The sequence below is a fragment of the Streptomyces acidicola genome (genome assembly GCF_009377235.1).
Taxonomy (GTDB): Bacteria; Actinomycetota; Actinomycetes; order Streptomycetales; family Streptomycetaceae; genus Streptomyces; species Streptomyces acidicola.
On the sequence record NZ_VMNX01000280.1, the window covers coordinates 1 to 11,444 of the forward strand.

6 protein-coding genes and 3 pseudogenes are annotated in these 11,444 nt (G+C 70.9%); 5 read left to right on the forward strand and 4 right to left on the reverse strand.

Annotated features, from left to right (window positions below; translation table 11 throughout):
• Nucleotides 1-10 precede the first annotated feature (10 nt).
• Nucleotides 11-1,700: pseudogene (locus FPZ41_RS40385) on the forward strand (IS200/IS605 family accessory protein TnpB-related protein); the annotation flags it as partial.
• On the opposite strand, the gene FPZ41_RS40390 reads toward FPZ41_RS40385, so the two are convergent.
• Nucleotides 1,687-1,959, reverse strand: coding sequence for a substrate-binding domain-containing protein (locus FPZ41_RS40390; protein WP_152869066.1), 273 nt, complete (start codon nt 1,957-1,959; stop codon nt 1,687-1,689). The pseudogene FPZ41_RS40385 and the gene FPZ41_RS40390 overlap by 14 nt on opposite strands.
• Before the next feature lie 357 nt (nt 1,960-2,316).
• Here FPZ41_RS40390 and FPZ41_RS40400 point away from each other — a divergent pair, with 357 nt between their 5' ends.
• Both FPZ41_RS40400 and FPZ41_RS40405 read left to right on the forward strand, forming a co-directional pair.
• A complete protein-coding gene (locus FPZ41_RS40400; RefSeq protein ID WP_152869069.1) occupies nt 2,317-4,533 on the forward strand; it encodes an endo-beta-N-acetylglucosaminidase in 2,217 nt (738 codons plus the stop codon).
• 237 nt (nt 4,534-4,770) lie between these two features.
• Complete coding sequence (locus tag FPZ41_RS40405) at nt 4,771-6,795, forward strand: beta-N-acetylhexosaminidase family protein (protein ID WP_152869071.1); 2,025 nt, start codon at nt 4,771-4,773, stop codon at nt 6,793-6,795.
• A gap of 164 nt (nt 6,796-6,959) precedes the next feature.
• Here FPZ41_RS40405 and FPZ41_RS40410 read toward each other — a convergent pair.
• From FPZ41_RS40410 to FPZ41_RS40420, 3 genes and pseudogenes are all read right to left on the reverse strand, one after another.
• A pseudogene (locus FPZ41_RS40410) lies at nt 6,960-7,292 on the reverse strand (acyltransferase family protein); the annotation flags it as partial.
• A 106-nt stretch (nt 7,293-7,398) separates the two neighbouring features.
• Nucleotides 7,399-8,421 (reverse strand): hemolysin family protein, encoded by a 1,023-nt coding sequence (locus FPZ41_RS40415; RefSeq protein ID WP_152869073.1) that lies wholly within the window; start codon nt 8,419-8,421, stop codon nt 7,399-7,401.
• Nucleotides 8,418-9,749 (reverse strand): hemolysin family protein, encoded by a 1,332-nt coding sequence (locus tag FPZ41_RS40420; protein WP_131570815.1) that lies wholly within the window; start codon nt 9,747-9,749, stop codon nt 8,418-8,420. The genes FPZ41_RS40415 and FPZ41_RS40420 overlap by 4 nt, the downstream gene beginning before the upstream one ends.
• A 396-nt stretch (nt 9,750-10,145) precedes the next feature.
• On the opposite strand from FPZ41_RS40420, the gene FPZ41_RS40425 reads away from it, so the two are divergent.
• Both FPZ41_RS40425 and FPZ41_RS40430 read left to right on the forward strand, forming a co-directional pair.
• Nucleotides 10,146-11,174 (forward strand): sporulation protein, encoded by a 1,029-nt coding sequence (locus tag FPZ41_RS40425; RefSeq protein WP_152869075.1) that lies wholly within the window; start codon nt 10,146-10,148, stop codon nt 11,172-11,174.
• Between the two features lie 166 nt (nt 11,175-11,340).
• Nucleotides 11,341-11,444, forward strand: a pseudogene (locus tag FPZ41_RS40430) (Tellurite resistance TerB); the annotation flags it as partial.

The window sequence follows — 11,444 nt, forward strand, 5'->3', positions numbered from 1 at the left end:
GGGGTGAGGGATGGGCGGGCTGCGAGAGTTGGCGGCGCCGTTCGTGGTGCCCGGCCCTGCCGGGGTTGCGGTCCGCGACCGGCTCAAGCACCTGACTGCTGGGGACGAGAGGGTTCTTCGTCTGGTCGGTGATCTGCTCGGTACGCTCACCTCCCGGGATCTGAAGGTGCGGTGCGCGGCGGGGCTGGAGCACGACACAGACCAGTGGGCGCAGCGCAAGCGGGCCCTGACGAAGGACTCTTCTTCTCGGTGGGCCGGGTCGATCACGAAGGCGACTCATGATCAGTGGGCGCTGGCGCGGCGCGGGCAGCTCGCGCGCATTCAGAGCCTGGAAGCCGGGGTCAGGACGATCGCGCATCGCCTCTCCCTGCCTGTGGGTGAGAAGGGCAGCAAGAAGGCTCCGGGCGGATACCGCACCCGGCAGGAGTGGTTTACCAAGACCCGGCGTCTGCAGGTGCTCGTCGATCGTCTGGAGGCGGCCCGGGCAGACTGGGAGGCCGGACGGGTGGGCGTGGTGCGGGGTGGGAAGAGGCTGCTGAACTCCCGTCACCACCTCGACGCCGCCCGGCTCACCGAGGAACAGTGGCGCTCGCGGTGGCAGGCCGGACGCCGTTTCCTTCAGGCCGATGGGGAGTCGGGGAAGCGGTTCGGCAACGAGACGATCCGTGTCTCTCCCGACGGTGAGGTGTCCCTCAAGCTCCCCGCGCCGCTGGCGCACCTGGCCAACGCTTCACACGGCCTGTACGTGCTCGCCTCCGGGGTGGCGTTCGCGCACCGGGGTGAGCAGTGGCGTGACCGCGTCACCGCGAACCGGGCGGTCGCCTACCGCATTCATGAAGACGTGCTGCGGGGGCGCTGGTACCTGACCGCGTCGTGGACGGTCCCCCGGTGAAGACCGTGCCCCTGGCCACGGTCCGCACGAGGGGCATGATCGGTGTCGATACCAACGCCGACCACCTGGCCGCCCGGCGCCTCGACACGCACGGCAACCCCGTCGGCGAGCCCCTCTGGTTCGGCTACGACCTCACGGGCACCGCCGCCCACCGCGACGCCCAGGTCCGCCACGCCCTGAACCGCCTGCTGCACTGGGCCAAACGCCACAGCCTCGCGATCGCGGTCGAGGACCTGGACTTCCAGGCGGAGAAGACCCGCGAGAAGCACGGCCGCCGCACACGCTTCCGCAAGCTCATCTCCGGCATGCCCGTGTCCAGGCTGCGGGCCCGGCTCGTGTCCATGGCGGCCGAACTCGGCATCACCATCGTCGCCGTCGACCCGGCCTACACCAGCCGCTGGGGAGTCCAGCACTGGCAGAAACCCCTCACCACCACAACACGCAAGACCACGCGCCACGACGCAGCCGCCGTGGCGATCGGCAGGCGCGCCCTGGGGCACCCGATCCGGCTGGGGGTACCTCCCAGGCCCTTAAGGCACTGAGGGAGGACGGCACCGCCCCCTGCTCACCGGAGTGATGAGCAGGGGCATCGGACCGTCCAGGCCCGACCGGGCACCCCGGGGCGTGAGGCTCTGCCCATCAGCGGCCTCCGGCCGCGGGCCGCCCCCGCATTCCCGGACCACGGACACGATCCGTGCGCGCCGGACGCGGAGCGAACGCGGGGAACCAGGACACCCAACACCGTTCGGGGCGTCCGACTGAGCATGAGTTCTGGCAACAGAACTCACTCCCGCTCAGTCTTCAGGAACGGTGTCCTCCCAGACCACGATCGCCACATCGCCGGGGACGCGCAGTGCCTGTCGGCGAATGACGTCGACACCGGCGACCGCGAGCACCTCGTTGTCGTAGATCAGAGCCGTGGGCCGCGGGTTTCCGCGGAGCACGGACTCGGTGACGGCCTCCCCGGCCACCGCCGAGAAGTCGGTGGACAGAGCGCGGCAGTCGCTGAACCCGAGGTCACTCCCGGTCTTCTCGAAGGACTCGACCCGGAGGTGCACATGGAGCATGGAGGCGGTTCCCGACAGAGACGGGTGGCCTCCGAGACACCGGGCTTCCCGTTCAGGGTGAAGGAAGCCGCTGCTTCGGATACCCCCACCAGGTCGGCGATATCGCGGAGCCGGGGACGACGACCCTCGACGATCATGGAACCCTCGGCGTGTTGTGTTCCGCCCCTGCTTCCGGGGATCTCCCGTCTTGGGTGGCGGATCACGCCATTTGTCCCGTACCGCTGGAGCTGATGCTTCGTCATGTCCCTCTTGCAGGGCCAACTTCAGCGTTTTAGTGTCGGCCCCGTTCTGCGCCGCACGGTGCGTGCGGTGCGTGCGGTGCGTCGGCCTGCCCTGTGTCTGCCGGAGGGGATCCCCATGCCCGTTGACGAGATAGGCCCGCCCCAGAGACCCGTTCCGGCGGCAGAGCCGGAACGCCTTCCCAAGCTGCGACGCCGGCGTTTCCTCCAGACCGCGGGCGCCGGGCTGATCGCGACCGCTCTCCCGGCAGCGGGCGCCGGAGCCCCGGTCGCCCGGGCCGATACCGCATCGGACCGTACGTCCACGGCCACCGCAGCCGCGACGGCGGACTTCGGCCCCGAACCTCCCCTGATGCACGGGTACTCGGGCCCGCAGATCAAGGCGTGGAACCCGGACACCGACCGGAACGCCCGCTATCTGCGCTCACGGGTCCCCCTCGCCCGGCGGATCGCCCCCTTCGAGCCGACCCAGGCCCGGCGCGGTCTCGACTCCCGCCCCAGACTGGCCGTTCTCGCCAATGACTATGTTCAGCCCGGTTGGGAGACCGAGGGGTATCCGTACGGGCCGGGCGCCGAGGCGTACGCCCTGCGGTTCTGGCAGTACGCCGATCTCCACGCCTCCTGGCACGGATTACCGCTCGACGGCCGGCACGACGAGACGAACCCGCCGTACGGGCTGGTCAACCTGCCCAATCCCGGGTACACCGACGCGGCGCACCGCAACGGTGTCCTCAGCCTGGGCTGCTGGTTCTGGCCCCGCCCGGAGAACTTCGCGGAGATCGTCGAGAAGACTTCGCAGGGCACCTTCCCGACCGCCGACAAGCTGATCGCGATGGCGGAGTACTTCGGCTTCGACGGGTACTTCATCAACCAGGAAGCCGTCATCTCCGCGGCGCAGGCGAAGCTCCTGATGGAGATGCTCGGCTATATGGCACGCAAGGCCCCCAGCGGTTTCCACCTCCAGTGGTACGACTCCCTGACGGTGGACGGCCGGATCTCCTACCAGAACGAGTTCAACCAGGTGAACTCCCCCTGGGTGGTCTCCGGCGGACAGCGGATCAGTACCAGCGTCTTCCTCAACTACTGGTGGAACTCGGCCAAGATCCAGGCCTCGCGCACCCATGCGCTCTCGCTGGGGCTCGACCCCTTCGAGGTCGTCTACGCCGGCAGCGAGATCGGCATGTACCGGTTCGCCCAGCCCTACGATCCCCGCGCTGTCTTCCCCGAAGGGGCCGAGCCCCGTACGAGCTGGGCCTTCCTCGGCTCCGAGATGGTCTGGTACACGGTGGAGGGCGACAAGAGCACCCTCGCCGCGCAGGCCCCCGCCTACGCACGGGAGCGCCAACTGTGGTCGGGGCCGGCCGAGGACCCCTCGCGCTCCGGCCGTACGCGGCAGCCCGACAGCAGCCGTCCGCTCGACCCGGCGGGCTGGGACGGCGCGGCCCACCACATCGTGGAGAAGTCGGTGATCGGGGAGCTGCCCTTTGTCACGCGCTTCTGCACTGGCACCGGGGAGCGTTTCTTCATCGACGGTGCCCGGGTCGGCGACCAGCCGTGGTTCGACATCGGCGTGCAGGACCTGCTGCCCACCTGGCAGTGGTGGGTGCGCGACGCCGACGGAGCTCCGAGCGACGCGGTCCGGGTGGACTACGACCACACCGCCGCCTACGACGGAGGGTCCTCGCTCCGCCTCACCGGTGCACTCGGCCCGTCGCAGTCGGTGGTCGTACGGCTCTACAAGACCCGGCTGAGGCTCACCCCCACCTCCACCGCCGGCCTCGTGCACCGGGGTTCCGCCGCGGCGCCCGGCGGTGACGGCCCCGTACTGAGAGTCGGCCTCGTGTTCGAGGACGCCCCCACGGAGACGGCCTGGCTCACCGTCGACGGAGCGACGGGCGCCGGCTGGTCGCACTGGACGGGTGCGCTCGGGCAGTGGGCCGGCCGGACCGTGGCCGCCGTCGGCGTGTCCCTGGTGGCCGGCGCACTCGGGGCGGAGGACATCGCCGTCAACATCGGCGAGCTGCGACTGGCGGATTCCGTACCGGAGCCTGCTCCGCGCTGCCCCGCCGAATTCACAGTGGACCGGGCGGTACGGGCGAACGGTACCGCGAGTGTCTATCTGAGCTGGGATTTCGAGCCGGCGGGCGTGGCCCACTACGACATCTTCCGCCGAACGGCCAACGGCAGGCAGTGGCTGGGACGAACCTACGACGGCGCTTACTGCGTGTCCGCGCTGGCGCGGGACGGGGACGAGGAGACGACCCGCCTGGAGCTGGAGGCGGTGTCCGTGACAGGTCGGCGCAGCTGCGCCACCGCAACCGAACTGGGCTGGTAGGACCGGACCGCGCCGGTCCGGCACACCCGGACCGGCAACGACCACCGAGGACAAGCGCCACGCCAGGTCATGCACGTTCCGAATCGGCAGTGGCCGACGGGCGGTTCGGGGCCGGACAGTCGGTCCCTTCGGGGTCGGACAGTCGGTCCCGCTCCGGGGATCACGCTGCCCGCCCCGGACTCCCGCTCCGTCGACGCCGATCCGATGCCCGCAACCACACCGAGGGGAACGCCAGGCATGGGTCCAACACCAAACCACTCCGTCCTCCGCGGCCACCGCGCTCACCGCACCCGCCGCGCCCAACGTCGGTTCGCCGTCGCGGTGCTCGCTCTGCTCTGCCTGCTGACCGGTTCCCTCCCGGCGGCCCACGCGGAGCCCGCCGGGGCCACGACCGGGACCACCGGCGGCAAGGCCGCCCTGCCCGACGTCACACCCCGTCCACAGCACATGGAAGGCAACGGGGACACCTTGGCCGTGCCCGCCCGGGCACGAGTGCTCACCGCCGGGGACGTGGACCGGCCCGCCCTGGACCTCGTCGTCTCCGTGCTGCGCGAGGCGGGTGCCGCAGACATCGAGGTGGCTCCCCTCCCGGCAGGACGGCGCCACGCAGGCGAACTGACCGTGGTCGTCGGCGGGATCGAGGACGCCCGGGTGACCCGGGCACTGCGGGCGGCGGGCGGCCGGGTTCCGGACGACCTCCCCGCCGAGGGCTACGCGCTGGCCTCCCGAGCCGCCCGCGACGGCGGCTCGGTGGTCCTCGCCGGCGCGGACGGAGACGGCACGTACTACGCGGCTCAGACCCTGCGGCAGCTCACCTCGGGCCCGACTGTCGCGGGGGTGTCGGTCGTCGACTACCCACTGATGCCGCTGCGTGGCGCGATCGAGGGCTTCTACGGCAGCCCGTGGACGCATACCGAGCGCCTCGACCAGCTCGCCTTCTACGGCGAACTGAAGATGAACACCTACCTGTACGCCCCGAAGGACGACCCCTATCACCGCGAACGCTGGCGGGATCCGTACCCGGCGGAGCGGCTCGCGGAGCTGGGCGAGCTGGCACGGCAGGCGTCGGACCACCATGTGCGCTTCACCTTCGCACTCTCGCCCGGCGTCTCCATCTGCTACAGCTCCCCCGGGGACCGGGCGGCGCTGGAGGCCAAGCTCCAGGCCGTGTACGACCTGGGGGTGCGCAGTTTCTCCGTACCGCTGGACGACATCAGCTACACGCGGTGGAACTGTGCAGGCGACCAAGCGGCGTACGGGGCGCCGTCGCGACAGTCCGCGGCACAAGCGCAGGTGGATCTGCTGAACAGGCTGCAGCGGGATTTCCTGGCGGACAGGGAGGGAACTGAGCCGCTGCAGATGGTGCCGACCGAGTACGGGGACGTCACCGAGACCGCCTACAAGAAGACCATCCGCGAGCAGCTCGACCCGGGGATCGAGGTGATGTGGACGGGCACCGACGTGGTGCCGCCGAGCATCACCGTCGAGGACGCCGCCCGAGCCGCCGGCGTGTGGGGCCGCAAGGTGTTCCTGTGGGACAACTACCCGGTCAACGACTACGGTCAGGCGGAGGGCCGACTGCTGCTCGCGCCCTACGCGGAGCGCGAACCGGGGCTGCACGCGCAGTTGTCCGGCCTGGTCCTCAACCCGATGAACCAGGCGGCGGCGAGCAAGGTCGCGCTGTTCGGCGGCGCCGACTTCGCCTGGAACGACACCGGCTACGACCCGCTGCGGGCCTGGCGAGCCGCCGCCGACCACCTGGCGGGAGGCGACCCGGACACGGTCCGGGCGCTGCTGGCCTTCTTCGACGTCGAGCATCTGGCACCGACCTTCGGCACGGACCCCTGGCAGCCGGCGGCCCCCGAACTGGCCGCCCGGCTGGATCGGTTCCGCGCGGACTGGGACGGCGGTGCCAAGGAGGCCGCGCTGCGCGGCCTGCTCCCCTACGCGCGACTGCTCGCCACGGCGCCGGAGCAGATCAGGAACGGGGTCGCGGACGAGGGCTTCGTCGCCGACTGCGGTCCATGGCTGGATGCCTTGCGGCTGTGGGGAACGGCGTTCGAACGGACCCTGGACGCGCTCCGCGCCCGCCTGTCCGGCGACGACGATCGCGCCCAGCAGTTGTTCGACGAGGCGGCCGCGCTGGCCGAGCGGGCAGGCGCCATCGAGACGATACCGGGCGAGACCCGCCCTCAAGGCCCGGTACGGGTCGCGGACGGAGTGCTCGACGTGTTCCTCGCCGACGCCCGCGCGCTGCGGTGACGCCGCGCTGTTGCCCTCACGCCGCCGGTGTCCCGCTGCCGGCCCGTCGATGCTGCGGGTGCGCGCGCCGGCGAGGTGGCCGCCCGGCCTCAGCGCACAGGGACTGTTCGCCCGTACCACGGGCGTTCCAGCGCGCCGCGGCCCGCACCGGCTCCCTCACCCGGAGCACGCGCGAGGACCGGGACGGACAGGAGGCGCACCTCCCGGCGTCGTACCCACTGGAAGTGCTCGGGCTTCGGACACAGCCCGAGCACGAAGAAGGGCAGGAACCGCAGGACGCGTTGCAGGTCGAGATCGTCACCGATGTCGGATGGGACGGAGGCCGGAGCCGCGATGGCGAGCGCGAGTGGCAGTGGCCAACGGGCGGCCTGCCGCAGCGGCGTGGTCAGCCGCCAGATGAACAGCGCGAGCAGGAACCACGTGAGGTACCACGGATCCAGCAGGCTGATCGGGTAGCCGGGGTCGTCGTCGGCCCACCTCTTGAACAGCGAGTACGCGAGTACGCGACCCCGAAGATCACACCGGACACAGCACAACCGCGCTGGATGTGCGCACCGCGCCCGTCGGCCGTCCTGCGCAGGGCGCGCAGGACGGCCGACTCGCTCACGTGGTGACGGGTGCCGGGCCGACCAGTTCTGTCAGGACGTCCTCCATCGTCACGAAGCCGATGACCGCGCCGGTCTGGCCGGTGACCGCGGCGAGGTGGCTGCCGTCGGCTCGCAGGGTGGTGAGGGTGTCGTCCAGCGGGGTGTCGATCCGGACGCGGGTGACCGGGTGGAGCGCGCTGCGGGGGAACGGCTGGTCGCGTTCGGTGACGCCGAGGGTGTCCTTGATGTGCAGGTAGCCCATCAGGGTTCCGTCGGGGCCGGTGACGGGGAAGCGGGAGTAGCCCGCCTCGGCCGCGGTCCGTTCCAGTTCGGCCGGGGTGACCGTGTGCCCGACGGTGCGCATCGTCCCGGCGGGGACGAGGATCTCGCCGACCGGGCGTGTGCCCAGCTCCAGCGCGTCCCGCAGCCGTTCGCCGTCGGCGGGTGACAGTAGCCCGGCCTCGCTGGAGTCCACGACCATGCGTGCGAGCTGGTCGTCGGTGAAGACCGCCTCGACCTCGTCCTTCGGTTCCACCCGCAGCAGCCTCAGCAGCGCGTTGGCGAAGGCGTTGATGCCGAACACGACCGGCCTGAGCGCCTGGGTGAGGGCGATCAGGGGCGGGCCGAGCAGCAGCGCGGTGGGCACGGGGGCGGCGAGGGCGATGTTCTTCGGGATCATCTCGCCGATCAGCATGTGCAGATACGTCGCCGCGGCGAGCGCGATGACGAACGCGATCGGGTGCACCAGCCCGTCCGGGACGCGGGCCGCCTCGAAGACGGGCTCCAGCAGGTGCGCGATGGCCGGTTCGGCGACCGCGCCGAGCACCAGCGAGGAGACGGTGATGCCGAGCTGGGCGGTGGCCATGACCGCGGAGAGGTGTTGCAGGCCCCACAGGGTCATTCGGGCCCGCTTGTCCCCCTCCTTCGCCCGCGGCTCGATCTGGCTGCGCCGAACGGAGATCAGGGCGAACTCGCCGCCCACGAAGAAGGCGTTCGTCAGCAGGGTCAGGGCACCGATGGCAAGCTGCAGGACGGTCATCGGGACTCCCCCGCCGGAACGGGAACCGGGGCCGGTTCGGTGATCCGGACGCGGTCGGCCCGGTGGTGCTCGACGTCGAGGACTTCCAGCTGCCAGCCGTCGAGGTCGAGGACGTCGCCCTTGGCGGGGATGCGTGCCAGGCGGGTGGCGATGAGGCCGGCCACGGTCTCGTACGGGCCCTCCGGTGCGGTGAGCCCTATCTCGGTGAGCTGGTCGATACGGACGGAGCCGTCGGCCTCCCACACGCCTCGGCCGTCGCTCGTCCTGGGGCCGGGCAGCAGGTCGGGCACCTCGACGGGGTCGTGCTCGTCGCGCACCTCGCCGACGACCTCCTCGACGATGTCCTCCACGGTGGCCACGCCCGCCGTGCCGCCGTACTCGTCGATGACCACGGCCATCGTGCGGTTCGCCCGCAGCCGCTCCAGAAGCCGGTCGGCGGTCAGGCTGTCCGGGACCCGGAGCGGGTCCGTGGCCAGCTCGGTCACGGGCGTGAGCTGCCGCTTCTCGGGCGGCAGGGCGAGGACGTCGCGGATGTGGACGGTGCCGATGACCTCGTCGAGGCTGTCGCGGTAGACCGGGAAGCGGGACAGGCCGGTGGCGTACGACAGGTTCGCCGCGTCAGCCGCCGTCGCGTGCGCTTCGAGTGCCCGGACGTCGACCCGCGGGGTCATCACGTTCTCCGCCGTGAGCTCGCTCAGGTGCAGGGTGCGTACGAAGAGCTCGGCGGAGTCCGCTTCCAGCGCGCCCTCGGCGGCCGAGTGCCGGGCCAGCGCGACCAGTTCCTCGGGGCCGCGGGCGGAGGCCAGCTCCTCGGCGGGTTCCAGGCCGAAGCGGCGTACGAAACGGTTCGCGGTGTTGTTCAGGTGCCGGATGAACGGCCCGAAGGTCGCGGTGAAGCCGCGCTGCGGGGCCGCGACCACCTTGGCGACGGCCAGCGGCCGGGAGATCGCCCAGTTCTTGGGCACCAGCTCGCCCACCACCATCAGGACGACGGTGGAGAGGGCCACGCCCAGCACGGTGCCCACCGAGGAGGCGGCACCACCCAGGCCGACCGCCTGGAGCGGGCCGCGCAGCAGCACCGCGAGCGACGGCTCGGCGAGCATGCCGATCACCAGCGAGGTGACCGTGATGCCGAGTTGGGCGCCGGACAGCTGGAACGTCAGACGGCGTACGGCCTTCAGCGCGCCCTCGGCACCGCGCTCACCGGCCTCGGCGGCGCGCTCCAGCTCACCGCGCTCGACGGTGGTCAGGGAGAACTCCGCGGCGACGAACACGGCGCAGGCCAGTGTGAGGAGGAGGGCCACCAGGAGCAGCAGGACCTCGGTCACCGAGCCACCCCCCGTCCCTCACTCACAGGCAGCGCGGGCTGCGGGCGGGGCATGGCACAGCTGGTACTGGGAGGCTCACCCATGGCGGGACCGTGGCTCCTTCTCGTTTCGGCGGGTCGGGTCGACCCGCGGTGGGGAGAGTGTGGACACTCTCCCCCTTATGGTAAAGGGAGAGCAAAGCTCCTTGGTCAAGCCCGTGGCAGCCCCTGCAATGGGCCGGTTTTCGGACTTTTCCAGGTCGGGGTCCGGGACTTACCCGCCGGCGAGCCCGCCCACGCCTATGCTTCTACACGTTTGTAGCGAACGGCCGGGTGTTCCCGGTTGTTCCCGTGCCGCGACCTTCCGGAACACGGCACACCCCGACAGGACAGACGCACGTAAGGAGTGAACGCCGCGATGGTGTTCAAACGGCTGCTCGGCTCGCTCGGCGTGGGCGGCCCCACGGTCGACACGGTCCTCAACCCCGGCGCGGCCCTGCCCGGCGGCGCCCTGACCGGCCAGGTCCACCTCAAGGGCGGTGACGCCGACTTCGACATCGAGCACATCACCCTGGAGCTGGTGGCACGGGTCGAGGCAGAGCACGGGGACGGCGAGAGCGAGGGCGTCGTCACCTTCGACCGCTTCACCGTCGCAGGCGGCTTCCGGCTCGCCGCGGGCCGGCCGCACAGCATCCCGTTCACCGTGATGCTGCCGTGGGAGACCCCGGTCACCGAGCTGTACGGCCAGTCCCTGGGCATCGTGCTCGGCGTCCGCACCGAGCTGGCCGTGGCCGGCGCCAAGGACAAGGGCGATCTCGACCAGCTGACCGTGGGCCCGCTGGCCGTCCAGGAGGCCGTCCTCGAAGCGCTCGGCCAGCTCGGCTTCGGCTTCAAGTCCGCCGACCTGGAATACGGGCACATCGGCGGCACCGGCCAGCAGCTGCCCTTCTACCAGGAGATCGAGCTCAACCCCTCTCCGCGGTACGCCCACCAGATCAGCGAGATCGAGGTGACCTTCCTCGCCAACCCGGCCGGCGTGGACATCGTCCTGGAGGCCGACAAACGAGGAGGTCTGTTCTCCCAGGGTCACGACGCGCTCACCCGCTTCACCGTCTCCCACGACGCGGTCGCCCACCAGGACTGGAACACCCTGGTCGACGGCTGGATCCGCCAGCTCGTCGAGCACCGGGCGTCGTACGGCTCCCACGCCCCGTACGGGCACCAGGACCCCTACGCGCACGGCCACGGATACGGGCACGGACCCGACAAGCACCACGACAGCCACCACGACGGACACCGCTCCGGCCCCGGTATGGGCACCGTGATCGCCGCCGGCGCCGCCGGACTCGCCGTCGGTGTCGTCGGCGGCATGGTCGCCGCCGAAGTCGTCGACGAGGTGGGCGACTTCTTCGAAGGCGACGACGAGGACGAGGGCGAGGACAGCTGACCGCGAGACCACCGGCAAAGCGGTGAAGGACTCGCTCGCAGGGGGCGGAGAGACCTGGTTCTCCGCCCCCTGCTGGTAACTTCTACATCAATGTAGAAGACCGTGGCCTGGTCTGCATCAGCCCGACCCCGGTCTGCACTCACCCCGAGACACGTACGGAGCTGGCATGGCCCTGTGGGACCGCATCAAGGAATCCGCGTCGACAATGCAGACGCAGCTCAACGCGAAGAAGAACGACCTCAAGAGCGGCGCCTTCCGCGACTCCAGCAT

Excerpts from the sequence above, each read along its gene's own strand:
- FPZ41_RS40390 (WP_152869066.1), bottom strand. The coding sequence starts at position 1,959 with ATGCTCCATGTGCACCTCCGGGTCGAGTCCTTCGAGAAGACCGGGAGT.
- FPZ41_RS40400 (WP_152869069.1), top strand. The coding sequence starts at position 2,317 with ATGCCCGTTGACGAGATAGGCCCGCCCCAGAGACCCGTTCCGGCGGCA.
- FPZ41_RS40405 (WP_152869071.1), top strand. The coding sequence starts at position 4,771 with ATGGGTCCAACACCAAACCACTCCGTCCTCCGCGGCCACCGCGCTCAC.
- FPZ41_RS40415 (WP_152869073.1), bottom strand. The coding sequence starts at position 8,421 with ATGACCGTCCTGCAGCTTGCCATCGGTGCCCTGACCCTGCTGACGAAC.
- FPZ41_RS40425 (WP_152869075.1), top strand. The coding sequence starts at position 10,146 with ATGGTGTTCAAACGGCTGCTCGGCTCGCTCGGCGTGGGCGGCCCCACG.